The following is a 25,285-nucleotide window of genomic DNA, read 5'->3' as shown; positions in this document are numbered from 1 at the left end:
GGGTATTTACGGGGTGCTGCCATGGTGCTGGTGGGTCTCCTTCGCCAGGACCGTAACCCTGGCATCAGGGACTCCACAAATCTCAGTACAGCTCACCCTGTGTGGTGATGGAGCAGGTGTGTCGTTGCGGACCACCTTTGCGACGCAGGCAGCCGGATGTGTCGCGTCCGGGACCGTCGATGTCACGTGTATCACTGTCCGGGTGCTTCAAGTCGGGCGTGCGCGATCATGGTCGGTATGGACGCTCGTTTTGTTGGCATCGCTGAGCTGGTCGAGGCCCCGCCCGTGGCGGTCGTGGTCGACGTCATGCGTGCTTTCACCGTGGCTGCCTGGGCCTTTGCCCAGGGGGCGGAAAAGATCGTTCTTGCTGAGTCGCTGGACGAAGCTCTGGCGCTCAAGGCCCGCCACCCGGATTGGATGGCGCTCAAAGACGGTTCGCCCGCGCCGGGGTTCGACATGGTCAACTCGCCGGGCCTGCTGCGGTCTGTTGACCTTGCCGGACGGACCGTGGTGCAGAAGACCACGGCAGGGACGGTCGGCGCCCTCGCGGTCAAGGAGGCGTCGCTGGTGCTGTGCGCCAGCTTCGTGGTGGCGGAGGCAACGGCTCAGCTCTTGCGGACACGCGGGGGTGACAGTGTCACGTTCGTGGTCACTGGCGAGGATGGGCAGGCCGATGAAGATCTGGCGTGTGCTCAGTACATCGCTCGGAGGGCCACCGAGGCGGGGACGGACGCAGCTGAGTTCCTCCGCCGCGCCGGCGAGTCGCGCGCCGCCGCCGAACTGGCGGAGGGTGTGCGTCAAGGAGTCCATCCTGACGACGTCGCGCTCTGTCTTGAGCTCGACCGGTTCCCTCTGGCCATGGTGGCGACCCTGGAGGATTCGCTCATGGTCCTCCGTCCATGCGCCGTGCCTGCGCCGGCCGACGAGGCTTCGATCTGATCGCGGGCGAGGTCCAACTCTCGCCATGCGATAGCCGGCACCCGGTCAGCTTGTCCGCCGCGAGACTCTCCCAGTGCTGTTCACCCGTCCGGACAGGCGGGTCCGGACGCTCCGCCACGGCGATGCGCCGGGCATCACCCGGGGACGGCGACAGTCCCGTGTGTGAGTTGGCTGAGGCGTCCTGATCTCGGCGGCTCGCACAGACTCCGCCTCCGCCGAACCGTTCGCGTCTTCCACCACAGCGGGTTGTCAGCCGATGGAAGGGGCTTGGTCGACGTACGGGACGCGCGGCTGCGGAATGCTCCGGATCGTTGCGACGTCGAGTGCCAGGGCTGCCGAAGTGGTGCCCAGAGTGCCGCCCGGGTGCCACGTACCGGTCACCTTCACCCAGGTGTCGGCGGGTGGTGCTTCCGCTCCGTGCATCGTTATGGTCAGCGACTGGGAGTCGGCCGCACAACAGGCGACCAGAAGCCGGGTCAGATCCCAGGTCCCGTCCTTGCCCGGCGTGACAAACCCCTGCATGAGTACGGTGCGGCCCTTGAGGCTCTGGTTGTCGTCGTGTTGCGCCCGGGCGATGAACTCGGTCAGCGACAGGGGAGCGGGGCCGTGGGCGGGGAGTGGCTCGAAGCGCTCGTAGTCCTCGTCCTCGACGATCTTCGGGTTGTCACGTACCGCGGTGTAGGAGCCCAGGGCCGGCGGGGCGAACAGGAGCAGTGCCAGCGCGGGCGGCAGCAGAAGCCAGGCGACGAGAGGGCCACGAGTGTGGTCGTGCCCGTGCCCGTTCCCGTGCTCCGCGTGCGCGGCGGCGTCGCCGAGGGTCCCGTCGGACCCCTGGCGGCCCCAGAGGAGCATCCCGTCGCGGCGAGCGCCGATCACTCCCATGGCGCACAGGACGATTCCGGACGCGACAAGGAACGGCTGGAGCCCTTCCCTCACGTAGCGCAGGCTGATGTCGCTGAACAGCGACACGCGTAGTACCCCTGCCCCGGTCACCAGGAGCAGCAGCGCCTGGAACGTGCGTCTCACAGCAGCCACCACCCGACGAGAACACTGCAGACGACGGCGACCACGGCGGTCGCCGCCGAGAACCGGAGGGCGAAGGACCGGCCGAACGTTCCCGCCTGCAGGGCGATCAGCTTCACGTCGACCATGGGCCCGACCACCATGAACGCCAGTCGGGCGGTGGGCGAGAAGCCGGTCAGCGAGGCGGCGACGAAGGCGTCGGCCTCCGAGCAGATGGCGAGGACGACGGCGAGCCCTGCCAGGAACAGCACAGACACCCAGAACGATCCTGAGAACGTGTCCAGCACCGAACGCGGCACGGCGACATTGAAGGTCGCCGCAGCCATCGCGCCGAGTACGAGGAATCCGCCGGCATGCAGGAAGTCGTGCTGGAAGCCGAGCCGGAACTCCTCCCATCGGCTGTGCCCGTGCTGATGGCCGGTATGCCGGGCCGACATCCGCAGCCACTCCGGACGCCCGAGCCTCAGCCACAGCCAGCCCATCGCAGCGGAGACGGCAAGTGAGGCGATGAGCCGGGCGGCAACCATCTCCGGACTGCCCGGGAAGGCAACGGCCGTAGCCGTCAGAACGATCGGGTTGACGGCCGGCGCCGACAGGAGGAACGCGAAAGCGGCAGCCGGCGTGACGCCCCGCCGGATCAGACTCCCTGCCACGGGGACGGAGGCGCACTCACAGCCCGGCAGCACGATACCGGCAGCGCTCGCGACCGGCACCGCGAGTGCGGGATTGCGCGGGAGCGCCTTGCTGAACGCATGCGCCGGTACGAAGGCGCTGACCGCTCCGGAGATCAGCGTGCCCAGGATGAGGAACGGAATGGCCTGAACGGTGATCGCCACGCAGATCGTCTGCCACGCACGGAAGCCGGGGTGACTCAGCCAGTCCACCGCTCCTGCGGTCCAGGCGAGCCCGGCGAGCGCCAGTGCCGACACGCCCCCGGCGACGAGGACCGACGCCGGGGCGGGGCGGTCCGGGCTTGTGCCCGTCGTGGGCCGCCCGGATATGCCGACCCGCAGGTCTTTCACCGACCCGTCCTGTTCGTTCACGTCAGCTCCGGTTGTGTCTGGGAGAGGCATCACGTCAGCCGCGGGATCCGCTGCTGCGGGGGAGGCAGCCTCTGCTACCCCCGTACCGGGTTGGGCAGTGCCGTGGCTGCGACCACTGCCCAACCCGGAGGATTCACATCTGCGGTACGAGCTCGGCGTGCTCGTGGCCGCGGCGGTGCTCGTGCGCGTACCCCAGCTCGGACACGTGCTCGTGCTTGCACGCGTCGTCGATGCCGTAGGTGTCCCACGCGGGAAACGGATCGACGGCCGGGAGGCTCTCGCCTTCCTCCATGAGGCAGTCGACCAGGGCGGCCTGGAGTTCCTCGGCGTGCAGGCCGGTGCCGATGAAGACCAGTTCCTGGCCCTGGGCGTCGCTGTCCGCGTCCAGGGCGCCCGAGGGTTCGAAGCGGGCTACGGAGCCGGCCTGCGACCACAGTCCGGTCACGTGGGGGCGGCTCGCCAGCCGGAAGAAGCCCTTGGAGCGCAGGATCTGTCCGAACGTTCCGCTGTCGAGTTCCTCGGTGACGAACGTCCACAGGCGGCCCGGGTGGAACGGCGCCTCGGAGCGGAAGACCGTGCTGGAGATGCCGTACTCCTCGGTCTCCGGGACGTGATCGCCGTTGAGTTCCATGACCCAGCCCGGGGCCTGCTGCGCACGCTCCAGATCGAACAGACCGGTCCCGAGCACATCTCCGAGGCCCACGCGCCCACGCGTGGCGGCCACGACCCTGGCCACCGGGTTGAGACGTGCCAGAGCTGCCCGGAGCCGGTCGGCGGTCGGCGCATCGACGAGGTCGAGCTTGTTGAGCACGATGACATCGGCGAACTCGATCTGGTCCATCAGCAGGTCGCTGACGGTGCGTTCGTCGTCCTCGTACTGGTCGAGTCCCCGCTCGGCGAGCCCGTCCCCACCTGCCAATTCGGGCAGGAAGTTGGCGGCGTCGACGACCGTGACCATGGTGTCGAGGCGCGCCAGGTCACCGAGGGTGGCGCCGTCGTCGCGAGGGAAGGCGAAGGTCGCTGCGACGGGCATCGGTTCGGAGATGCCGCTGGACTCGATGAGGAGGTAGTCGAAGCGGTCCTCGCGGGCGAGACGGTCGACCTCCTCGAGCAGGTCGTCGCGCAGGGTGCAGCAGATGCACCCGTTGGTCATCTCGACCAGGCGTTCCTCGGTCCGCGACAGGGCGGCCTCGCCGCCGCGGACCAGTGCGGCGTCGATGTTGATCTCGCTCATGTCATTGACGATGACCGCGACGCGCAGGCCCTGACGGTTGCTCAGCACATGGTTGAGCAGAGTGGTCTTGCCCGCTCCGAGGAAGCCGGACAGGACGGTGACGGGCAGTCGTTCGACCATGCCCGTCAGCCTTCGGGGCGCAGCAGACCGCGCTCGTACGCCTTGGCCAGCCGCTGCGGCACCAGATAGGCGACGCCGTCGACCGTGATCGGCACGAGCCGCGGCGTGATCGCCTTCCACTGGGCACGGCGGTGACGGGTGTTGCTGCGGGACATCTTCCGCTTGGGTACAGCCATGGTTCGGGTCCTCTCTGGGCGGTGCGACATAGACGCTACATGAAAATGGATTCCATTCCTAATGTGGGCTGTGCGTCACCGCGGCATCGGGATCTCGAAGTGCACCGTGCCGACACCGGGACCGTGCTCACCGGTCGTCCGGGCCGAAGAGGCCGCCGAGCCTGCGGAGTGGGCTCCCGCCGAGCACGGTGCGGTGGTTCGTCAGCTCAGCGCGCAGCGCTGGGGGCCTGTCAGGGCCTGCGCCGGGTTCGGATCACGGGGCTGCTGATGCGCCGCGCGAGGCATTCGTGGCCTGGTGGAAGTCCGCTGTGGTGCGTGGTGATATGACCGATGACGAAGGGGAGTTGATCGAACCGTTCCTGCCGGTGGGTGGCCGTGGGCCGAATCCCACCCGCGCCGGCAGTTCGCTGGTCGGCCGGGGCCGCTGAGGCACCTGCGTCTGCGCGGGCCGTCTCGGTCGGTGGGGCTTCCGGGGGCGTCGCGGTGGCGCAGACGGGGCGGGTCCTGGCGGAGTAGGAGCGTGCGGCCGCGAGGAGGGCGAAGCCCAGGCCGCCGAAAGCCATTCCACCGAAGGCGGCCAGCCAGAGAGTTCCGGAGAGGGTGGCGCCGAGATCCGTGTCGAGTTCGGGTGCCGGCAGCACTCCGAGGGCGGCGAGTGGAGCGTAGATCACCAGGAAGACCCCGTACACCGACAGTCCGAGCCCGGTCAGCCAGCCCGGGATCAAGGGCAGCAGACGCGGTACACGGCGCCCGGAGAGGATAAGCGTCCAGCGGGGAAACACCTGCCCCCACGGGTACATCAGCCCGGTCAGGAGAAAGAATCCGAGTCCCGCGGCCAGCACAGTGACATCGATACCTGCCTCGGCGAGCGCCTGCGCCACCTCCGATCCGCCGGAGTTCGACTCCTTCCACTTCTCGGCCGTGATGCCGAGCGCGTCACCACCCAGCGTCCAGATGGTCTTTGCCCCGGCCCACGGCAGCATCCCGCACATCAGCAGGTAGGCCAGCCTCCTGGTGCGCCGGGAGGCGGTCGTGGCGCCAGGATGGATGAGTGGGGCGTCGTGGCCGCCGGTGTGCTCCTGCCCGCAGCGGGGGCATGCGCCGGACAGCCGTCGGCGGTACGACAGAGCGACGAGGGCGAGGACGGCGGTGAGGGCCGTGCTCAGCAGCACATGGGCCAGGCCCGTGGCGCTCTCCAGCCCGGAACCGGCCGCCAGGGCGACGAAGTAGGCGGGCAGTCCGGTCGTGCCCATCGCGAACACGGGGGTGGTCAGGATGAGCGCACCCCACACCGCTGTTCGGCCAGGCCGGTCCAGCTGTCGCCTGGTGGCCCGGCAGGCGATACCGGCAGCGACGGCCAGGCCGGCCAGGATCAGCTGGACAACCGGCGAGTAGGGGGTGTGCAGGGTGAAGGGCACCGTGGTCCCCGCCACGGCCCAGGTGGCCTCGACGATGGCGTACACCGCGCCACAGGTCACGGCGGCGGCAGGCGCCCACTCAGGCCACCGCCGTGACCACCCGGTCCAGCGGGGTGCCGGGGCGAGGCGCGGTGCTTCCTCGTGTGTCTGTGCCGTTGCGGGAATAACCACCGTGATCTCCAGCTTCCTTGATCCTCACCGTTCATGCTCTGCCGGGTCCGTTTCCGGTCGCATCAGCCCCACGGACCATTCCCCTCCCTCGTGCGGGGGAGGGGGCGGCTCGGTGGTCTGCTTACTGGACAGGTGGCGCGAGCCGACCGGGCGGCCGCCGGAGCGTCCCTTCTTCTTGCGGTTGGCGGCTGGTCGGCCTTCTCCGGGATCACCGCAGTCGTGGAAGGTGCGGTGGACGAAGCCGACGGTGTCCGCCTCAGGCGTTCGCAGGAGTCCGGTCCGCCCGATCAGACGCCCCAGCACCTTTTCGGCGTCACCCTGCTCGGTCTCGGTGACGACCTCGATGCGGACGATGTCAGCGGCGCGATGCCCGCTCCGCGGGCGCCCGTAGGAGGCCGGCCTCCCCGCAGCGGTTCAACGACTCCTTCCAGCCGCTGTGTCGGCGTGTGTCCGTTCCCGGAACTTCTGCCTCCGGTGAGCCTCCCCGGCCGGGTCTGCCGTTGCTCTTGCCCGGCGGGAACCGCATCAAGGACGATCTGCGCAACAGACGGCCGTTTTGGAGGGGGAAACGGGTGGAGTTCCTTATCGGCGGACTGACAACGGTCCTCGGGGTCCTGGTGGGTGGAGGGATGAGCTGGGTCTCCACCATCCGGCGCGACCGCCTGGTGATGGCGTTCGAGATGCACCGCGAACTGCACGGCACGGAATTGCTGGCCGCCCGCTACAGAGCGGGCGCGGCGGTCAGACGCCACCAGGGCAGCACCTACCTGGAACTGGAACAGGAGCTGGGCCCTCAGACAGCTCACGACCTGAGGCTGGTCGTGCATTTCTTCGAACGTCTCTGGCTGGCGATCGAGCACGACACCATTGCGGAGAAACATATTCCCCGGCTGTTCGGTGACACCTTCTACTGGTGGTATGCCGCCTCCTTCCGGCATCAGTTCGTTCCGCTCTCCAGTGAAGTCGGCCTCAACATTCAGCGTCTGTGGGAGTGGTTGGAGAACCACGCCTCCAACGAGCAGCGGGAGCGGTGGCAGCTCGGCAACGAGCGGTGGCTTCCCGTTCAGCGCGCCGATCCGGAGTGAGGGGGGCCGTCCTCACTGGCCACCTCGAACGTCGCGAGCTCCACCGACTCGCGGAAGCCGAGCCGCTCGTAGAGCTTGATGGCACCGTGGTTGGCGGTGTTGACCCCCAGGGCGACAGCCCCTGTCGCGGGAGTCAGCCTCCGCGCCATGGCGGCGGTGAGTGTCGTGCCCAGCCCTTTGCGGCGAAAGCCCGGTCGCACCGTGATCGCCGCGAGGTACCCGACGCCTCCCAGACTCCGGTCCGCACCACAGGCCACCAGCCTGCCGCCCTCTCGGATGCCGTACCACTCGTGAATACCCCGCCCCCGGGCACGGACCACGGTGTCAGGATTCCCTTCCCGCAGCAGTTCCTCCAGCTCGTCGTACTGGGCCGTTGGGATACGAACCACCTCCGTCTCCCCCTTCTGCTCGGACGGTTCGCCGCAGATCCAGCGGAATTGCCACTCCTCCCGCAGACGGACTCCCGGGATACCGCGAAAGCGGTGAGCGGGAAGCGGCACCCTCAGCCAAGCACCTGCGGGAATCCCGCCCGACCGGTAGAGCCGCAGGAACAGCTCTTCGGCGGAGTCCGTGTTGCCATTCAGTGAGACCAGGGTCGCCCATGGGGTCGGAGTGAACCAGGCGACTGCATGACCGGTGACATACGCGGTGGACTGACGCGACATCGCCATCCGCGTGTAGGGGTTGTCGCCCACCTTCCCAAGGATCTCTGCGTACCCTGTAAGCCGATCCACCATGGAGTGCATGTACCGAGCATATTCCCCAGCGGAAACAGCGCCGTTGAGGAGGGCGACTGCCCTGCGGTGGAGGTGCCCGGGGAAGACTTTGGACGACGCAGGGCCGCCGTCGAAGAAGCTGCGGCGGATGCGGGCGGAGCTGGTGTGGCCGAGTGAGCACCGACGGTCCGCCGGCGACGCGTCACGGTCGCATTGGCGTGGTCAGCCCCACATGCCGAGGTTGACTTCTTCGAAGAGGCTCGGCCATTGGCCTGCGCCTTCGTGGTCGGCGAAGGGAGCGGGGTCCAGCCTCGGGTGGGCACTCGACACCGTTCCTCTAGGACGACGCCTTGACGCTTGGGCCGCACTCGAGCCGGGAGAGGCTCTCGTCCTCGAGGTCCAGCCGGGGAACGTGCTTTTGGGCAGCCCGACCGTGGTCAGGAAGTCGCCGACCACGACGACCAAGTGGCTGTCGGCGTCGCTGACGACCTGGTGTCCGGTGGGGTACTGGTCGTTCTTCGACTGCTCGGCGACCGTGTGGTCACGGGTGGGCACCAGGGTGCCTTCCACGATCAGCACGGTCTCCTTGCGGAAACCGCGTTGCGCTGCCACAGGGCCAGTGATGGCCCGAGCTGATCGACGATCCGGTCCGCAGTCGACTTGGACACCCGGAACAGCGGGGCGAGCTGCCGCAGCGTCAGGTTCGTTCGCCAGTAAGCGGTGACGAGCAGGACCGGTCCTGCAGCGGCAGGCTCCACTACCCGTCGGCGTGGCCCATGTTCACGGTGCCGCCGGCCGGCGGCTTCGCGCTCGTCGTGCACTTCAACAGCGGCGAGGAGTTCACCACCACGGACTATTTCCTTACGCACCCCGGCTGGAGCCAGTGGTAGAGCCGGCCGGTCCTGGTCAACTTCAGAGAGATGAGCAGCGCATCGCGCTCGGGGCAGCCGTGTGCCCATGACGCAAGTGACAGCAGCTGCTTCATCGCCACATGTCGAGTCTGATCTGGTCGAAGAGCGTTTCCCACTCGCCTTCTTCGCCCATGAAGGGTGTTGGGTCGACAGCGCTGATCTCCCGAGTCATGCGGTCCACGATGTGTGCACGCTGTTCGTCGTCGTCCGGTCCCAGCCTCAGGCAGTCCACCCGTCCCCTGTTCAGGACGATGAGAGCGTGTACGAGGCTGGAGACGTCCGCGTGGATCGGCTGGTAGTCGCTCTCTCCCTCCGGGAAGGCGTAGATCTGCCCGTCCCGCGGGTCCAGTGCGACTGTGGCGTAGATGAAGCCCCCGAGCTCCTCCCATGCCTGCGCTTCCGGCGGCAGTTCGGATCCGGCTCGTTCGAAGGACGACTTCAAGCTGGGGCCGAAACGCAGTCTCTGGGCACTGTCGTCCTCCAGATCCATCCGAGGGCCGAAGAACTGACTCTCTGGGAGTCCGACAGTTGCCAGGAAGTCGGCTGTCGGCCCATGCAGGTGTCCAGGCGCTGCCTGTGGAAAGTATGTGATGGAGGTGAGACCGAATCCCTCGATCACAGCTTCTGGTGTGATGTGGGTAAGCATGTTGGACCTGTCTGTCATGGGTGAGCCCTTGGATCTGGTGACGCTTCGGGATCCCCGTCTTCGGGTTTACGTACTCCGCCGCGGCGAAGTCGGTGATCGCCGGGAGCAGCGATGGCACGCCAGTGAAGGCCGGCATGATGAGCCCGGTTCACCTGGTCTCGGCGAAGGCCTCCCATAGGGCCACCAGAGCGATGACGAGCCATGCCACGGTGCTGGACGAGCACATACGTCAGGACGCACTGTCCGAGGCAGCCCGAGGCTCCACCCGCCGGAACCGTCCCGCGATCCGGGTCACGGTCTGGTCGAACATCGCCCGCCGTCGGGCAGGGGCCACGCCATGGCCCTCGGCCGCCGCACGATCTTCAGGAGTCCATGCAACCCCCACCCGGTGGCCGTTCCTGCTGCCGGCCGGCAGCGGTCACTCGTCGTAGTACTCACAGTCGTCGCCCTGGACGCGCGCCCCCAGCACCCCAGCTATCTCCCGCATCTTCCTGAGCAGAACCTCATCCGGGTTCTTCACCACGACCCGCCCCTCTCGCCAGTCCAACCAGGCGCCGTGGGCGTCCCGTTCGGGGTGGGTGACCATCTGTGCCAGCCACTCGTGCCGGTACTCCAACACCGCATCCCGGCCGCGCGGAGAACCCCGGGCCACTCGAACCATCTCCAGTGCGGAGTCGGCAGCGACCACCGCCGCCCACTCCTGCGTGGTGATCAGCTCACCCTCTTCCTCCCACCACGGCGTACGCCGGGTGATGTGCACGTCATAGCCCATGCCCACCACAGTAAGCGGGACCACTGACACCACCGACGCGATCACGAAGTCGCACTGGCGTACTGTGGGAGCCTCACGTGTATCGGCTGCGCAGGAGGTCCGCGCCTTCACACACCCCGGGATCACCGTCGACCACTTGGTGCGGCCAGGCACGGTGTCCGCCGCCGAGTTCGCTGCCCGTATCGATGCCTGCACCGCCGACGAGGCGACCCGGGCAGTGGTCGTACAGTTCCCGCCGCCCGCCCGTCTGACCTCGCTCGTCCAGCGGCTCGACCCGGCCAAGGACATCGACGGCCTCCCGGAGGACTTTTCCCTTCAGCGGGCCTGCGTGGCCGCGGACGGCATCAGCCGCATCGTGGAGGCCTTCGACACCAACGCCACGGTCGCCGTCGCGGGGGCGCGAGTTCGTCGGCCGCGGAGTGGTCCGCCTCCTGACAGACCAGGGGACTCACGTGGTGCCACTCGGTCAGGGCGACCGACCTGAAGCGGGCTGCCCGCGCGGACATCGTCGTCTCCACCGCCGGCAGCCCCGTCTGCCTGCCCCCGAGCACATCCGCCCCCACCACCGGGTGGTCGTCGCCTCCGGGTTCGGCCCGCAGACCGACGGCAGCTTCGCCGGCGGCATCCATCCGAGCGCCGCGAGCCTTCCGCCGCAGAGTGCCAACAGAATGCACGGCCCGGCGCGCTGACCACCACCGACAGAGGAAGACGGAATGCTCGAAGATCACTTGTACATGTCGCTGTCGGCCGTAGAGATTGCCGATCTGGTCAACCACGGCAAGGTGACCGCCCGCGACGTCGTCGACACCGCCCTGGAGCTGACCGCCCGCCGCGACGGTGCCCTGCGTGCCTTCACGACCATCTGGGCGGACGCGGCCCGCGCCGCAGCGGCGGAGGCCGATGTCGCGGTCGCCGGTGGGGCCCGCCTGCCGCTGGCCGGGGTACCGATCGGGGTCAAGGCCGGCGAGGGCCCGACCTCGTTCCAGAACCAGCACCTGATCGGTGCTGGATGTGTGCCGATCGGAGCGACCTCCGTCCCCCGCGCCGACACTGGCTGGCAGACCTACGGCTCCACCGACCGCGGTCCCACCCTCAACCCTCTGGATCCGGCATGGTCACCGGGCGGCTCATCAGCCGGGTCCGCAGCCGCGGTGGCCGCTGGTCTTGTCCCGCTCGCCACCGGATCCGACGGTGCCGGATCGGTCCGCATCCCCGCCGCCTGGTGCGGAATCATCGGCTTCAAACCCACCAACGGGCTCCTGCCCGCCCGGGATCGCGCCGGACTGAACACCCCCGGCGTACTGACCCGCGACCCGCGTGACGCCGCTGCCTACCTCCACACGGTCGCCCCCACCACCACACCCCCATCAGCCACACCGCTGAGGGTGGCCTGGTCGCCCACACTGGGGTACGCCGCCACCGACCCGGACGTCGCAGACACCGCCCGGCGCGCCCTGCACCGGGCCGCGCACGCCGGGCTGTGCGGCGTCGTCGACCATCCGGTGGCGCTGAACGATCCCGCCCCTGCATGGACCGCTCTGCGCGCCGGTACCCCCGATCCAGAGGCCGAGGCCCTGACCTCGGCCAACAACGAGCACCTGCGAGCAGTCTTCGACCAGGTCGACTTCATGGCCACCCCCACCACACCACACCCCCCGCACGGCCATGACGGCCCCGGAACGCGCATGAATGTGGCACTCACCTGGGCCTTCAACCTCTCCGGTCATCCGGCACTCACGCTGCCTGCCGGAACGACGCACAAGGGCGAGCCTGTCGGACTCCAACTGATCGCCCGCCATGACGCCGACATCACGCTCCTTGCCGCCGCCGAACGCTGGTATCGCATAGTGCGGTCCGCGTAGCGTCTGGGCCGGGGACAGGGGGGCGAGTTGGGATCATTGCTGTAGCTCGTCCGGGTGGCTTCGTGGGACGGCCCGTCCGCCGGACAGGGTCAGGTTGTTGATGCCCCTACTTGATGCGGTCGAGGAAGTCGAGCACCCGATGGTTGACCTGCGTTGCGGCCTGTTCGTCGTAGGACGGCAGGCTGCTGTCGGTGAACAGGTGCCTGCCGCCGGGGTAGAGGAACAGTTCGGCATCGGCGGCCGTCTCGACGAGCGCGCGGGCGGCGTCGACATCGCCCTCCCCGGAGAAGAACGGATCCGCGTCCATGCCGTGGATCTGGACCGGGACGTCCTGGGGCCAGGTCCCGCCGAACTCTGAGACCGGGACGCATGCCTCGAGCAGCAGTGCGCCCTTTGCGTCGGGGCGGGTCTGGGCCAGCTTCTGCGCCGGCAGGACGCCGAGCGAGAACCCGACGTAGACGAGCTCCGCAGGCAGCCCCTCGGCGGCTGCGGTTCCGCGCGCGGTGACCGTGTCGAACCCGGCGTTCTCGGCGTAACCGATGCCTTCCTCGAGGCTGTCGAATACCCGCCCCTCATACAGATCGGGGACGTGGACGGTATGTCCGGCCCCTCGCAGCTGCTCGGCGAACTCGCGAACGCCGGCGGTCAGCCCGTGTCCATGGTGGAAGACCAGCACCTCAGCCATGTCGCTCCCCTCGTGCTGCGGTGCCCGGGCGGCGCCGCGGCACGAGTATGGCCCGCAGCACTGACATCCGCGGGCCTCGGCCGGGACAGGATCAGGTCGGTGGTCCCGGTTCGGTGAGGCGCACTTCGAGGACGGCGACGCGTCAGTCCTGGAAGCGGAGGTTCGAACGGGCGGCCTTGAGTCGCTCGTCGAGGGTGCGATTCTCTGCTCTCTGCGGTGATCTGGCGGAGTCGCTGATTGGGGGTGGTGTTCTCGGTGGTGACCCGCTGGGCGGATTCCTCGGTCTACGCGGTTTCCAAGTCACTTGTTTCACCGAGGAGTTCACCGATGCGGATACACCGGATAGTCATCTCTGTGTGCGCGGCCTTGAGTGCGCCCTCGGCGTTCAGCGCGTGTTTACGCCAGATCGCCTCGCGTCGTTGGTCATGGCCTGTTGGCCGTGCTCGGCAGCGGCTGCGAGGTCGGCAGCAGGGAAGGCCGTGGACCACATGCGGTGGAGGTAGTCCTGGGGTCTGCGCAGGTGAACACCACCACGTGGGGCGGCCAGCATGTTTCACATCGGCGACGACTGGGTCTGCGGCGCCCCGGGGCACTCGACGTCGGCGCCGTGCCGTGTGGACCGCCAAAAGGACCGCCGATTCCCGACATGCCGCCCGCCGCCGGGCGGCAGCATGTCCACCTGGCGGCCGCCCTTCCCCACGCGGCCTCCTCATCCGCACCCTCGCCGCCCCTGAAGGGACCACGCCATGAGCCTGTTCAGCGGGACCTCCAGTTTCTACCGCCAGTACAGGCGGGGCATTCCCGACGACTCTGCCGTCCGGCTGTCCGCAGTTCTGTGAGCCCCGTTCAGTAGGACCGGTAGATCCCCTCGGGATCATCGTGAGCCCATGCCGCGTATTCCTCGAAGCCCAGGTTGCCGATGCTCAGGTTCGCGTGGACGTCGCGGACCCCTGCGGGGGTGGTGCGGAATTCGCGGCCGAACTCGGTCAGCTGTTCGTAGTCCTCTTCGTTCACGCATTCCTCTCGCGTCAGCGTCGTGACCGCGAGCAGCGGGTGGCTTTCGGCCTGCATGGTTGCGCGGTCTGCGAGAAAGACAACGGCCAGGTCGTCGTCGCCGCAGACCGCGGTCAGCACCTCATCAACGATCGCGCCTGCCCAGGCCGGATCGTCGACGAAGTGGACGTGCGCCTCGTACTGCCTGTCTCCCCAGGGCTCCATGAGCGCCGCCGTCACGTCCTGCCATGCCTGGTCGTCTTGGTAGTCGGTTCTGACGACCAGGGCATCGAACTCATCACGGCTGGTGACGGCGGGCAACGCTCTCATGGATCCTTCTCCTCGGTGATGTTCGGTGAGCCGTGCCCGACCGTCTCATGGGCCGTTTTCGAGGATGCGGGTCCGCAGGGGTTCGCACGAGACTCGGCCATACATTGCTCTCTTGAGAGTTTTCACCTGGCTCACGCGGCTTTCGAACACCCCTGAGCTCCACGGCAGGGCGCGTCCGGCGGTGACGGCGTCGAGGTCCTGGCGCAGGAAGCCGGCGAAGCCCGTCATGGGCTCCGGTGCGGCCTGTTTGGCCTGCCGGATCCGTTCGAGCAACAGGGTTCCCGCGTCGGTGGCGGAGCAGATCGGCAAAGGCTCGGGCGAGATCGCAGGCCCGGGTGATTTCCGGGCAGGCGAGCCGGACCTGAAGCAGCCGTTCGTCCTGGCTCTCGGTGAGTGTCTCCCGGGGCTGCATGATCCAGGAAGTGATCTCGCGGGGACTGGGGATGTAGGCCCGGACCGGCTCGCAGGTGCCCGCGCGCAGGGCAGCGACGTGTTTGCGGACGACCTGGCGGCTGCCCCGGAAACCGCGTGCCCGAATCTCCAGGAACACTTGGGTGCCGCTGGCTTGGCCTTGTGACTCGGTGAAGCGGGCGTTCAGGTATGCCTTGGACGGGTCCAGGACGACGTTGGGACGGCGGTCGGGCCCGAGGCAAGCCGCTCGTCGCTGACACCTCAATGCCGGGTACGGATAACGGTCGAGGCGTACGGAATGTTCGGCGGGGAACCGACGACGGTTCTTCTCCCGGGATGACGTCGACCGCGACTTGATCGCAGTGCGGCGTACGCAGCACCACCAGGTCGGCGTGGCCCCCCGGCCGTCGGGCATGATCTGCGGGACGGGACGGCGCGGAGGGCGTGCGTCCCCGCAACACGGACTGGGGGACACGGGGTGGAGTGGGGAACGCTGGTCGCCACGCTGGGCGGCGGTCTGATCGCGATAGCGGGCACGGTGCTGGCCGACCGCCTGCGCACCCGCCAGGAACACCGCCGCGGCCTTCAGGCGCGCCGCCGGGACGTCTACACGGAGTTCATCGCGGCGGCGGGCGCGGCCCACACCGAACTGCGCCGCCTCGCACAGAACGGCGCAGGGGAGAGCGACCTGGAGCAGGCGAGCCGCGTAGCGCTGACGGACGCCCGAATTTACGAGGTGCGCGAGCGCCTCTTCATCGACGCCAGCGCCCGGATCGCGGGCACGGGCCAGACCATGTTCGAACGCCTCAGCGCCCTGCGAAAGGCGGTCGCCGCGGGCGCCGCCATCTCGACCCCCGCGTTCCACGACATCTACCACCCCTACCTGGAGGCGGTCTGGGCCTACCGCGAGGCCGTCCGCGACGAACTGGAGGGCCACGCCCTCACCCCGACAGACTTCGGCTGGTCCGCGTGGGACGGCCGCGAGCGCTGCCCGCACTGCGGGGAGCGCGGGGCGGACACGGCGTCCGGGCAGCGCTGACCCCGGCCCCGTCCCCGACGAGCAGGACCAGGGCGTCCCGGCGATGACACCCAGGGCACCGGCAAAGCGTGACCCAGCCGTGCTGGAGCCGTGGCGGGTCAGGCGGAGGGTGTCCGGCTGCAGGACTTCGGCTGGAAGCCGAGTTCCGGAGGTTGACACAGGTCGCGGGCCTGCCAGAGGTCGTTCAGCGTCGGCGAAGGGGGTGAGGATCCGCGGGCTGGGGGGATTGACAGACCTGTCCATCGGCGGCGGCACCATCCCGTGCCGAAGGCCGGACTGCCGACTGAGGCCGGCAGGGCTCAGCGGACATTGCGGTTGCCTGCGTTTTCCTTCAGGGTCCTTCCCAGCGATGTCGACAACGAACCGGTCGAGGTCGGCGTCATGATGAGGAGACGACATGCGTGTCCGGCAGTTCTCGTACCTGCTCACCACGGGAGCCATATGCCTGCTACTCGGCGCCTGCGGATCCGACGATGGGCAGGAGCCCAAGAAGGAGCCCGAAAAGGGCACGGACATGATCCCCTGCACCCTCACGGTGATCGACATCAGGCAGGGTGACGATCTTCATGGCGCCAACTACAGCTACTTCGTGCGCTATCGCGTGCACGTTCCCGGCAAGCCGGACCGCGAGGGCTCGCGAGAACCTGTACTGAACGCCATTCAGGTCGCCCAGATCGTCGCGGTGTCCAAGAATTACCCCTGCCAGGTCAGTCGTAGCGACCCAGATCAGATGAAGATCAACTGGGACAAGCCCCTCACTGCTTCTCCGTCCCCTACACCCAAGTGACCGCAGTAGCACCGCAATGGGCGTTTCTTCCCGGATTCGAGGCCAAGGTCCCACACCAGGCCGGAGGGGGATAGGACCGGGTTCAGTGAGGAGGGCAGCGGCGGAGCAGTTCCTGAGCACGGGGCCGGCCTGATCTGGACATCCGCCGCCCGGCCCGGCCGCACCCACGACATCACCCTGGCGCCCACGGGCTGCCTTGCTTTCGAGATGTCTGCTGGGGTGCAGGCGTCGGCCTGGCCCACCCCGTTGGCTTGATGAGCAGCTCGTCCGCCGCTCAGCGGGGTGACTCATCACAGTTCTGCCACGCGGTGACTCCACCCGGGCCGATGCCGACCACACGGTCGTCTTCGTGGGAAGGAAGCACAACCGCATGACCATGCTGGCAGAACAGGTCGAGGGCGTTCCCTGGTCCGCATCCAGGAGCTGCGCTGAGCTGTGCGGGTATCGATGCGGCCGTGCGGGCCGATATCGCGACCACCATAGGGAACGCGGCGGCGCACCAGATCGGAAGTGCCGTCCCCGCCGGTCGCCCGCCAGGGGCGCGTCAGAGTCCTCGTTGAACCGAGCGTCTGGGGGTGCTTGCCGAGGCGGGCACCCCCAGACGCTCGAAGACGTCGATGGAAAGGGAAGATGAAAGACAAAGGGGAGGGTTCTCATGGGTGATCCTGAATGGCGGGGTGCACGCGTCCAGGCGCAGCGCCTGGCTGATCTCGCGCGGCTGCGCCGCGTCCGCGACCGGATGGACAGGGAATACGCGCAGCCGCTGAACGTGGAGGTGCTCGCCCGTGATGTGAACATGTCCGCCGGGCACCTGAGTCGGCAGTTCCGAGCCGCCTACGGTGAGTCGCCGTACGCGTACCTGATGACGCGTCGCATCGAGCGGGCGACGGCGCTGCTGAGGCGGGGCGACCTCAGCGTCACCGAGGTGTGCTTCGCGGTCGGCTGCGCGTCGCTGGGCACGTTCACCACCCGATTCACCGAGCTGGTCGGCATGCCGCCCGGGGCCTTCCGGCGCCAGGCGGCAGATGCGGCGGCCGACCACGCCGATGGTGCGGGTACGGCCCGCGAGGCGGGGGCGGCGATCAAGGTGGAGGGGATGCCGGCGTGCGTGGCGAAGCAAGTCTCGAGACCGGTCAGGAATCGAGAAGCCCCGGCGGCCGCGCAGCCCGTAGCGTGATGGTCATGGCAACCACCACTTCCACCGCAGCCAACACGTCCCTCGCGTCCGTCACCCTTGAGGTGGCCGACCCCGAGGCCGCCCGCCGCTTCTACACCGCGTTCGGCGTGGACACGTACATACGCCTGCGGGCGTCCGAGGCGCACTCCACCGGATTCCGCGGCTTCACCCTGGGGCTCACGGTGTCCGGGCCGGCCACCGTCGACGGTTTCGTCGGCGCCGCCGTGGACGCCGGCGCCACGGTGCTGAAGCCCGCCGCGAAGTCGCTGTGGGGCTACGGCGGCGTCGTCCAGGCCCCGGACGGAACGATCTGGAAGATCGCGACCTCGGCGAAGAAGGACACCGGCCCCGCCACCCGCGAGATCGACGAGGTTGTCCTGCTGCTCGGCGTCGAGGACGTGAAGGCCACCAAGCAGTTCTACGTCGGCCGGGGCCTGACCGTGGCCAAGAGCTTCGGCGGCAAGTACGCCGAGTTCGCCCCCGGCCAGTCCAGCCCCGTGAAGCTGGCACTGTACAAGCGCCGCGGCCTGGCCAAGGACCTCGGCGTCCCCGCCGACGGCACCGGCTCGCACCGCATCGTCCTCGGCAGCACCGCCGACACCTTCACCGACCCGGACGGGTTCGCCTGGGAGGCTGCCGCGTCGCTTGCTCCCACGCCGTCCTGACTTCCGATCCCCGCACTCCTTGCCCCGCCTGACCCTGTACGAGAGGAAACCTGCCATGCCGTCCACGAAGTCGCCCGCCGAGGACTCCGGCACGACCACCGAGAAGTACAACGGATTCACCGCCGAGGAGCGGGCCGCGATGAAGGAGCACGCAAGCGCGCAGAAGAAGGCGGCGGCACGACGCGGTTCGTCCCGGGCGGAGAAGGAGGCGGCTGCGGAGCGGGACGTGCTCGCGAAGATCGCCGAGATGTCGGAGGCGGACCGCGTCCTCGCCGAGCGGATCCACGAGATCATCAAGACCACCGCTCCGGACCTCGCGCCCAAGCTCTGGTACGGGATGCCCGCGTACACCAGAGACGGCAAGGTCGTCTGCCACTTCCAGAGCGCGGAGAAGTTCAAGTCGAGGTATGCCACGCTCGGCTTCAGCGACCAGGCGGCACTCGACGACGGCGCCATGTGGCCGACCGCCTACGCCGTGAGGGAGCTGACCGCAGCCGACGAAGAGCGCATCAGCGCGCTTGTCAAGAAGGCTGTGGGCTGAGGCCGGCCGGGGCGGAACCAGCGGCGCAAGTGGCCGAGCCGTGGAAGATGTGCACACGCTTGGCACAATGCGCCGCCACGGCCCGGCTGGTCCCGGGGGAAGGCTAGCCGGAACGCGTCGGTTCTGCCCTCCACCGACGCGCTCAGCCAGGCAAGGCTGAGACGGGCTGGGGGGGCGTGGCCGGGGCACCATGACGGAAAGCCCCAGGCCGAGCTGCTTGTCCATGTCGAGCCGGAATGCTCCGTACCGGTGGATGGTCGACCAGAACAGGGCGGTCAGCCCGCGCCGGTCCTCGTCGCTCAGCTTCTTCGTCCAGGCCGGTTCGGCGAGCACCTGCTGGAGCAGCAGGGTGTTGATGTGCACGAGACTGCTCCGGAACAGGTGCAGGGCGACCATCGAGGTCTCGGCGTGCTCCTTCACCGGCCGGTAGGAGATGTTGTTGCACTTGAAGCCCAGAGTGTTCAGCAGCGGCGGCAGCATCTGCCGGTAGTACATGCTGTAAGACGACTGGAGGGCGGTGCGGGCGTTGATCTTCTGTACCAGGGCGGCCGGCAGATCCACCAGGGCATCGGCGATCTCCGCCTGACGGGAGGAACACCGGGACGCGAGCAGTGTGATCCGTACGTCCTCGGCGGTGTCACGGAAGTCCGAGGGGTACATCTTGATCGCCCGCGCCCGCCACGCGGCCAAGCAGCTTCTGCGGGCAGTTCGCGAACAGCCCATCAGCCAGGCCGAGTTTACGTACGTCGTTCAGCTTGGTGATCTCCGCCGGCAGGGAGTCCAGGCCGACCGGGGCCCGGGTCGCGCTTGAGCGCGGCCAGCAGGGCCATGCCGTCCTCGTTGTCCTCCGCGACCAGCGCAAGCAGCCGGCCGTGCCTGTATCGCCCAGGCGCTCGATGGTTCGGGTGCAGAACGCCTTCTCCAGCGGGCCCCCGCCCGGCGACCAGGACCTTCTCGATCCAGGTCCGGCCGGGCGGCTCGATGTTCCTCGTCCGGCGTTCGGCCAACGGGGCGTCGCGCTGCCGGCCCTTCACCAGCTCGACCGGACACACCTCCGCGGCCAGCCACGCCGTCAGCTGTTCCTCGTCCTCCAGCGTCGCCGCCAGGAACCCCAGAGCCTCCCGGACCTGCGCATGGTGGCACCCGGTAGTCCGGCCGGTCTGGGGGTAGTTCGCGAAGTCGGCAGCCGGGACCCTGACCAGACCGGCGGCGTACTCCATCGCGGCGGCCGGGATCTCCTCCAGCAGATCGGGGAACCGACCCCGATCTCGAAGCACTTCAGCATCAGGCAGAAGCCGAGCCGCTTCTCCAGGTTCTGCTGCTTCGACGCCTCACGAAGCCCAAAGTGGATCGCACGATTCACATCCGGGTCGCTCTCCGGTTCTCTGTGAGCTACTTTGCCGCCGTCGCTGGGATCCGCCATGCCGTGCCTCCGTGATTCTCCATGGAGAAGGGCGCCTGGAGTGCCGCGCCACCAACAGCGCAACCTGCAGTGGGAGCTGATCGCGCTTCTCGGCAAGCGTCTCTCACTCGTCATGACCAGCCCCCGTTGGCCTCGCCCCGTGCACGCGATGAGAACCCGCCGATCGTCAAGCCCGGCACGCCGAGGTTCCAGCATTTTCGTTGTCATCTACCATCAAAGCCGGTCACAACAACCTCAAGACAAGGGGCGGGTCATGGAACGTCACGAGATCGAGGCGTTCTTGACGCTGGCCGAGGAACTGCACTTCCGTCGAGCCACGGAACGCATCGGAGCGGCCCCGGGCCGGGTCAGTCAGATCATTCAAAAGCTGGAGCGCAAGATCGGTGCACCGCTGTTCGAGCGGACCAGCCGCAGGGTGTCCCTGACTCCGCTCGGAGCGGATCTCCGCGATGAACTGCTCCCAGCCCACGAACAGGTCCAGCGCGCGATCGCCAAGGCGGTCGCCGCCGGCCGGGACCAGCGCAGGGTCCTACGGGTCGGATATTCCAGTCCGATGGCGGCCGATCTCGTCCTCAAGGCAGCAGAGCGGTTTCGTGGCAGCTACCCGGAGTCCACGGTGCAGATCCACGAGATCCAGCTCGCCGACCCATTGGGGCCGATCCGTAGCGGCCAGGTCCACATGCAACTCACCGAGCTGCCCGTGCGTGAACCCGACCTCACCGTGGGGCCCGTCCTGTTCACCGAGGAGCGTCGGCTGATGGTGCCGCGTGGCCACCGACTCGCTGCATACGAGTCGGTCGGCTTGGAAGACCTCGCAGACGCCACGGTGATCACTTTCACAGGAAGCATTCCCACGTACTGGGTGGACTATCACTACCCGACACAAACCCCGTTGGGCCGGCCCATCGCTCGCGTGGAGGCCGGATACTGGCAGGAGGCCCTTTCCATGGTAGGAGCCGGCAGGGGAGTGACGTTCGCATGTGCGCGAGCTGAGCAGTACTACAGCCGCCCGGACACCGTGTGGATCCCCTACCGCGACGGGCCACTGATCGAGTACGCCGTCATCCAGCCGAAGGCCGGGTTGACCTCGCATGCCGAGACGTTCCTCCGCCTGCTGCAGGGCACTGATCCCAGGCGACGAGGCGACCGCACCACTGCCCGACCGGCATGATGCGGCCGCACTCCGGCCGATCCATGGTGCCGACGGCGAGCTGCACACCACACAACTGCAAAACCGCCGCTGCCGTTTGCCTGCGCAGCGCCGCGGCATCGTCGACGCAGGGGCTTGTGGCACCAGCTCATGGCGCCCCGCGACGCCGGATGGAGGAGCGGCCCGTGCCGATGACACCGCTGCTGCACGGGCAGACGTCGGTTCGCACACAGGCCTGTCGTCGATCGATGAACCGCGCACACCAATCGAAGAACATCTGATACTTGTTCACTCCCGCCGCCCCGAACCACAATATGCGTGGCATACCAACCACTCTTTTGTTGCGAACTTCCCCTTGGTGTCCGAAGGGTGTCCTGGTGATCGTCGCTGCGTGCCCACCTGATGAGGGGCGGATCTGTGGATACCTGTAATGGAGGTAGTGGGACGACTCTATGCCTCCACTTAGGAAAATTCGCGGCGTTCAATGCTGTTGTTTTTGAGTATCATTCTCGGGATTTCAAGGAGAGTGTTCTGAAGAGGCGCTCGATGTCCTTTACTGTAGCGGCATCGGTGATGGTCATGGCATGTCCGGCGGTTGGTCATTCCGAATCCAGCCCCGAAGTGAAACACCCCAAGCGGCGTGGACGGCGCAGTGGTTCAGCAGTGGGAATGTGCGAACGTGCGAGCCCAGGCTGGCATGGCGCGGCTGGATGAAATCCGGTTACGGGCTCATCCGCGGCGCTGAAGCCCTCCTCAACCAGTCGGTCAGAGCAGGGGGCCGGGACAAGTAACCCCGGCCACAGCGATGCCGGTTGGTGCCCACCGGTGAGTTCGCGACGTCCGGCGTCGTGACACCGGGCCTGCGACGCCGGGGCGATTCTTCTCACTTCCTGCCAGTGGTTGCGCTGGCGGCGTGGACCTGCCGTTCTGTGCGGCGGCCAGTGCCCGCCCGCGTCCGCCTACTGCTCTAGACGAGCAGGGGCCGGACCAGTTGGTGTCCGTCCCAGTCGGCTTGATATTGGGCAGGTGTACCGGTTGGCCGTCGGGACTCCCGTATGCGATGCCGGCCGCCGGCTGCTGACCGTCCGCCAGGACAAGGCAGTCCAGCCGGCCCGATTACTGCCGCGGCATTACCGGTTGTACGCCGGGCTGGACTCGTCAGTGACTATGCGTTCGTTGCTTAATCCCCGAAGTAAGGATTCCGCTCGTGAAAATAATCAAACAATTCGCATGCCGCTTTCCCGTTCTCGGGCTGATGATGGTGCTGGTAGCCGCATCCTTGATGTGGCTGCAGGCAGGGCCGGCGCAGGCTGCGTACGCTGACTGCCCGGAGAAGAAGTTCTGCCTCTACACCGGAAGCGGCGGGAACGGGGAGATGGTCGCCGTGTCGCCCCGGGCGCTCCTCGACTACGGAAATGATCCGGCATTGAAGGACAAAGCCTTTGTGTCCTTCCGCAACAACACCGCGTACTGGGCCTGCCTGTACGACGATCCGAGCTACGGCGGGACGGAAATGCAAAGTGTCCTGCCCGCCCACTCCGGGGCGGATCTGCCCCGAAACCAGGCCGGCGAACAGAAAGTAACCCCGGCTTCGCACAAGTTCGCCAAATCGAAGGCCGGCTGCCGTACCGGGTTCGAACGCTGCGACGCGGGCCGTGTGTGCATCTTCCAGGAGCCCAGCGGGCGAGGTGTCGGAGGCGTGGCCATGCAGACCGAGGACCTCGGCGACGGAGTGCTGGGCAACAGGAAGTACTCGGCCACGTGGGACAACAAGCTCGTGTCCGTCGCGAACAGGTCGCAGCAGGTGGCCTGCTTCTACCCGGAACCCGGCTACACGTGGGAGGACGGCCAGTCCGCATTCCAGACGTTCGTCGTCCTGCCCGGACGGGAGACGTCGCTTCCCGGCTTCGTCCAGCGGTCCGTCAGTTCCCACAAGCTCGCAGACTCGGAAGCGAAGTGCTGACCATGATGACCTCCGCACACTCTGCGGCGCGGTCCCCGTTCCGTGCCCGCCGTGCTCTGACCCTGCCTGTCGTTCTCACCATGCTGGTCCTGACGCAGTCCGCGGCGACCGCGGTCTCCGATCCCACGCGCAACGACATCGTCTCGAAGCTGGACGGGTTGACGGCCCACCGCATGGAAGTAACGGACGGCATCATCCGTACGACGTACTCCAGCGCCAACAGCCCCCTCGTCGTCCGTGTGGCCGTCATCGACCCCGACGCGGGAGCGCTCAACCTCGCCAGCACGGTGGGCGCGGCGGTGGGCGTGAAGGAGACGACCACAGCCATGCTCGGCACCGCAACAGAGGCGTACGTGGGCGTCAACGCGAGCTATTCCGTCCCCAACAAGGGCCAGAAGGCCCCCGGGGAGGAGATATCCGAGGACCGGTCGGTCCCGATGGTGACGTCGATTCAGGAGGACATCGTTCAGGGAGCCTCCTGCATGAAGGGACAGAACGCCGTAGTTCTCCAGCACGGCCGCCCTCACTTCGCCAGGATCACCACCGCGCTCGAGATACGCTCGGGCGAAGGGACCGCGGATCCCGCCGATGACGCGACACGTGCGGTCGACGGCGTCAACCGCTACCCGGGCTGGATCCCCTTCTGCCAGCAGGGTCCCGACGACGACACCTTCCACACACTACGAACGCCGAGGGCAAGAAGGTCTACCTCGACGAGTACGGCCGTGAGATGGACGGTGGTCATTCCACCTTCGAGGATGACAGCGAGATCGTCGTTTTCACCTCTGCCTACGGACACAAGACGCCGCTGCCCGGCCACACCGACTGGGTGAAGGCCGACAACGCCGAGGGTGTCGAGGTTGCCGTGGACGCCAACGGCATCGTCACGCGCAAGACGTCCACGCGCGGCGGAATGGACATCCCCGTCGGCGGCATGGTCCTGCAGGGCATCGGTACGCCGGACAAGCCCGAGGAGTCCGGCAAGAAATGGCTTGAGGACCACGCGAAGGTCGGTACCAAGCTGACCTACACACAGCGCGCCACGGACATTGGCACCGACGCCGACACAGTGGAGGCCGAAGACCTTCCCCTCAACCCCGCCTATCCGTCCATCGACGTCATCAACGGTACCCACCTGCTGATGCGTCACGGTCGTGTCGAGGCCAAGATGGACAGCGTCATCAAGAACGACCCGCGTACGGCCATCGGAACGGACGGCGAAGGACGCACCCTCCTGGTCACCGTCACCTCGACGACCGACGGGGAGCGCTTCGGCGTGCCGATCTACGACCTGGCCAAGATCATGGAAGATCTCGGGGCCGTCGACGCGCTCAACCTGGACGGAGGCGGCTCCACCACGTTCGTCGTCGAGGGCGAAGTTCAGAACGCGATCGCCAACCCGGGCGGCAAGGAGAGGCCCGTTTACGACGCCGTCTACGCCGAACCCGGCGGATACACCCTCCCGCGCCTGCTCCCGGCCAACTGAGTCCGCCCCACGTCGGAGAATTGCTGGCCTGGCTGTATTGATCACGAGCGTTGTTGACACTCGCTGGGTCTTGAACATGGCGAAGACCTCCGTTGTGGTGGGAACTGTCCAGGAACTCACCGCACGGAGGGCTTCGCGTCCCACCGTAGGGCCCGGCTTACGGTCTTCGGGAGGCGGTTGCTGGTCGAACGGCCGCATCGGGCCGCCCGGTCGCCCACGTGGCAGCCGGGATGGGCTTATTGCGTGCCACCGCCCACAAGTCGATGCGCGGATGGAGGACCGAGGGAGAGGCGGATTTTCCCAACCGGTCCAGCCGGCCTCGCACGACGCCGCACCGGCCCCCGGCCGCTGTCGAGGAGAGGGTCTGTCGATCTGTGTCGAGCCCGCGAATTGGGTTCCGCACGGATCGACTGGTCCTGGTCCTTGAGCTGTACTGAGATTTGTGGAGTCCCTGATGCCAGGGTTACGGTCCTGGCGAAGGAGACCCACCAGCACCATGGCAGCACCCCGTAAATACCC

25 protein-coding genes and 3 pseudogenes are annotated in these 25,285 nt (G+C 67.7%); 14 read left to right on the top strand and 14 right to left on the bottom strand.

Going from position 1 to position 25,285, the window contains the following annotated elements:
* Window positions 1–237 precede the first annotated feature (237 nt).
* Entirely contained in the window at window positions 238–939 is a 702-nt protein-coding gene (locus ABT342_RS35230; protein WP_351582756.1) for a 2-phosphosulfolactate phosphatase, read from the top strand.
* Between the two features lie 249 nt (window positions 940–1,188).
* On the opposite strand, the gene ABT342_RS35225 is transcribed toward ABT342_RS35230, so the two are convergent.
* From ABT342_RS35225 to ABT342_RS35205, 5 genes are all read right to left on the bottom strand, one after another.
* Window positions 1,189–1,965 (bottom strand): TIGR03943 family putative permease subunit, encoded by a 777-nt coding sequence (locus ABT342_RS35225; protein ID WP_351582754.1) that lies wholly within the window; start codon window positions 1,963–1,965, stop codon window positions 1,189–1,191.
* Complete coding sequence (locus ABT342_RS35220; RefSeq protein WP_502965669.1) at window positions 1,962–3,005, bottom strand: permease; 1,044 nt, start codon at window positions 3,003–3,005, stop codon at window positions 1,962–1,964. The genes ABT342_RS35225 and ABT342_RS35220 overlap by 4 nt, the downstream gene beginning before the upstream one ends.
* A gap of 133 nt (window positions 3,006–3,138) precedes the next feature.
* Complete coding sequence (locus tag ABT342_RS35215) at window positions 3,139–4,359, bottom strand: GTP-binding protein (RefSeq protein WP_351582752.1); 1,221 nt, start codon at window positions 4,357–4,359, stop codon at window positions 3,139–3,141.
* A gap of 5 nt (window positions 4,360–4,364) precedes the next feature.
* Window positions 4,365–4,535 carry a 50S ribosomal protein L32 gene (rpmF, locus tag ABT342_RS35210; RefSeq protein ID WP_351582750.1) on the bottom strand — a complete coding sequence of 57 codons (171 nt, stop codon included), beginning with the start codon at window positions 4,533–4,535 and terminating at the stop codon, window positions 4,365–4,367.
* Window positions 4,536–4,765: 230 nt separating this feature from the next.
* On the bottom strand, window positions 4,766–5,998 hold the full coding sequence (locus ABT342_RS35205; protein WP_351582748.1) for a hypothetical protein: 1,233 nt from the start codon (window positions 5,996–5,998) through the stop codon (window positions 4,766–4,768).
* Window positions 5,999–6,696: 698 nt separating this feature from the next.
* Between ABT342_RS35205 and ABT342_RS35200 the strand changes: the two genes are divergently transcribed.
* Window positions 6,697–7,209, top strand: coding sequence for a hypothetical protein (locus tag ABT342_RS35200; protein WP_351582746.1), 513 nt, complete (start codon window positions 6,697–6,699; stop codon window positions 7,207–7,209).
* Here the strand turns inward: ABT342_RS35200 and ABT342_RS35195 are convergent.
* From ABT342_RS35195 to ABT342_RS35180, 4 genes and pseudogenes are all read right to left on the bottom strand, one after another.
* Complete coding sequence (locus ABT342_RS35195; protein ID WP_351582744.1) at window positions 7,188–7,955, bottom strand: GNAT family N-acetyltransferase; 768 nt, start codon at window positions 7,953–7,955, stop codon at window positions 7,188–7,190. The two genes, ABT342_RS35200 and ABT342_RS35195, sit on opposite strands and share 22 nt — an antisense overlap.
* A gap of 417 nt (window positions 7,956–8,372) precedes the next feature.
* A pseudogene (locus ABT342_RS35190) lies at window positions 8,373–8,682 on the bottom strand (helix-turn-helix domain-containing protein); the annotation flags it as partial.
* 224 nt (window positions 8,683–8,906) lie between these two features.
* Window positions 8,907–9,500 (bottom strand): SUKH-4 family immunity protein, encoded by a 594-nt coding sequence (locus tag ABT342_RS35185; protein ID WP_351582742.1) that lies wholly within the window; start codon window positions 9,498–9,500, stop codon window positions 8,907–8,909.
* A gap of 400 nt (window positions 9,501–9,900) precedes the next feature.
* Window positions 9,901–10,254, bottom strand: coding sequence for a hypothetical protein (locus tag ABT342_RS35180; protein ID WP_351582740.1), 354 nt, complete (start codon window positions 10,252–10,254; stop codon window positions 9,901–9,903).
* Between ABT342_RS35180 and ABT342_RS35175 the strand changes: the two genes are divergently transcribed.
* Both ABT342_RS35175 and ABT342_RS35170 read left to right on the top strand, forming a co-directional pair.
* On the top strand, window positions 10,253–10,738 hold the full coding sequence (locus tag ABT342_RS35175) for a hypothetical protein (RefSeq protein WP_351582738.1): 486 nt from the start codon (window positions 10,253–10,255) through the stop codon (window positions 10,736–10,738). The two genes, ABT342_RS35180 and ABT342_RS35175, sit on opposite strands and share 2 nt — an antisense overlap.
* A 229-nt stretch (window positions 10,739–10,967) precedes the next feature.
* Window positions 10,968–12,116, top strand: a complete 1,149-nt coding sequence (locus ABT342_RS35170; protein WP_351582736.1) for an amidase family protein — start codon at window positions 10,968–10,970, stop codon at window positions 12,114–12,116.
* A gap of 106 nt (window positions 12,117–12,222) precedes the next feature.
* Here ABT342_RS35170 and ABT342_RS35165 read toward each other — a convergent pair whose 3' ends face one another.
* The 3 genes from ABT342_RS35165 to ABT342_RS35155 form a co-directional block, all read right to left on the bottom strand.
* The gene (locus ABT342_RS35165) at window positions 12,223–12,801 is read right to left on the bottom strand and encodes a dienelactone hydrolase family protein (protein WP_351582734.1); all 579 of its coding nucleotides are present in this window, start codon (window positions 12,799–12,801) and stop codon (window positions 12,223–12,225) included.
* Between the two features lie 846 nt (window positions 12,802–13,647).
* On the bottom strand, window positions 13,648–14,124 hold the full coding sequence (locus tag ABT342_RS35160; RefSeq protein WP_351582732.1) for a DUF6924 domain-containing protein: 477 nt from the start codon (window positions 14,122–14,124) through the stop codon (window positions 13,648–13,650).
* Between the two features lie 45 nt (window positions 14,125–14,169).
* Window positions 14,170–14,397, bottom strand: a complete 228-nt coding sequence (locus ABT342_RS35155) for a hypothetical protein (protein WP_351582730.1) — start codon at window positions 14,395–14,397, stop codon at window positions 14,170–14,172.
* Window positions 14,398–15,013: 616 nt separating this feature from the next.
* Here ABT342_RS35155 and ABT342_RS35150 point away from each other — a divergent pair.
* The 5 genes from ABT342_RS35150 to ABT342_RS35130 all read left to right on the top strand — a co-directional run bounded on the left by ABT342_RS35150 (window position 15,014) and on the right by ABT342_RS35130 (window position 18,744).
* Complete coding sequence (locus ABT342_RS35150) at window positions 15,014–15,574, top strand: CchlQ (RefSeq protein ID WP_351582728.1); 561 nt, start codon at window positions 15,014–15,016, stop codon at window positions 15,572–15,574.
* A 397-nt stretch (window positions 15,575–15,971) separates the two neighbouring features.
* Window positions 15,972–16,361: a hypothetical protein gene (locus ABT342_RS35145; protein WP_351582726.1), complete on the top strand. Its 390-nt coding sequence runs from the start codon at window positions 15,972–15,974 to the stop codon at window positions 16,359–16,361.
* A gap of 655 nt (window positions 16,362–17,016) precedes the next feature.
* Complete coding sequence (locus ABT342_RS35140; protein ID WP_351582724.1) at window positions 17,017–17,538, top strand: helix-turn-helix transcriptional regulator; 522 nt, start codon at window positions 17,017–17,019, stop codon at window positions 17,536–17,538.
* Window positions 17,538–18,203 carry a glyoxalase gene (locus ABT342_RS35135; protein ID WP_351582722.1) on the top strand — a complete coding sequence of 222 codons (666 nt, stop codon included), beginning with the start codon at window positions 17,538–17,540 and terminating at the stop codon, window positions 18,201–18,203. The genes ABT342_RS35140 and ABT342_RS35135 overlap by 1 nt, the downstream gene beginning before the upstream one ends.
* 55 nt (window positions 18,204–18,258) lie before the next feature.
* Window positions 18,259–18,744 carry an iron chaperone gene (locus ABT342_RS35130; RefSeq protein ID WP_351582720.1) on the top strand — a complete coding sequence of 162 codons (486 nt, stop codon included), beginning with the start codon at window positions 18,259–18,261 and terminating at the stop codon, window positions 18,742–18,744.
* 246 nt (window positions 18,745–18,990) lie between these two features.
* Here the strand turns inward: ABT342_RS35130 and ABT342_RS35125 are convergent.
* Both ABT342_RS35125 and ABT342_RS35120 read right to left on the bottom strand, forming a co-directional pair.
* A pseudogene (locus ABT342_RS35125) lies at window positions 18,991–19,224 on the bottom strand (Tn3 family transposase); the annotation flags it as partial.
* Window positions 19,225–19,481: 257 nt separating this feature from the next.
* The gene (locus ABT342_RS35120; protein ID WP_351582718.1) at window positions 19,482–20,021 is read right to left on the bottom strand and encodes a DUF4158 domain-containing protein; all 540 of its coding nucleotides are present in this window, start codon (window positions 20,019–20,021) and stop codon (window positions 19,482–19,484) included.
* A 186-nt stretch (window positions 20,022–20,207) separates the two neighbouring features.
* Here ABT342_RS35120 and ABT342_RS35115 point away from each other — a divergent pair, with 186 nt between their 5' ends.
* The 5 genes and pseudogenes from ABT342_RS35115 to ABT342_RS35095 form a co-directional block, all read left to right on the top strand.
* On the top strand, window positions 20,208–21,338 hold the full coding sequence (locus tag ABT342_RS35115; protein WP_351582716.1) for a LysR family transcriptional regulator: 1,131 nt from the start codon (window positions 20,208–20,210) through the stop codon (window positions 21,336–21,338).
* A 1,261-nt stretch (window positions 21,339–22,599) separates the two neighbouring features.
* A complete protein-coding gene (locus tag ABT342_RS35110) occupies window positions 22,600–23,280 on the top strand; it encodes a peptidase inhibitor family I36 protein (RefSeq protein WP_351582714.1) in 681 nt (226 codons plus the stop codon).
* Window positions 23,281–23,360: 80 nt separating this feature from the next.
* A complete protein-coding gene (locus ABT342_RS35105) occupies window positions 23,361–24,113 on the top strand; it encodes a hypothetical protein (protein ID WP_351582712.1) in 753 nt (250 codons plus the stop codon).
* Window positions 24,110–24,766 carry a phosphodiester glycosidase family protein gene (locus ABT342_RS35100; RefSeq protein WP_351582710.1) on the top strand — a complete coding sequence of 219 codons (657 nt, stop codon included), beginning with the start codon at window positions 24,110–24,112 and terminating at the stop codon, window positions 24,764–24,766. Before ABT342_RS35105 ends, ABT342_RS35100 begins: the two co-directional genes overlap by 4 nt.
* A gap of 177 nt (window positions 24,767–24,943) precedes the next feature.
* Window positions 24,944–25,174 (top strand): annotated as a pseudogene (locus ABT342_RS35095) (IS481 family transposase); the annotation flags it as partial.
* Window positions 25,175–25,285 lie beyond the last annotated feature (111 nt).

The organism is Streptomyces sp. NPDC000410, from assembly GCF_040300305.1.
GTDB lineage: Bacteria > Actinomycetota > Actinomycetes > Streptomycetales > Streptomycetaceae > Streptomyces.
This window is presented reverse-complemented; position numbering and strand designations above follow the sequence as displayed.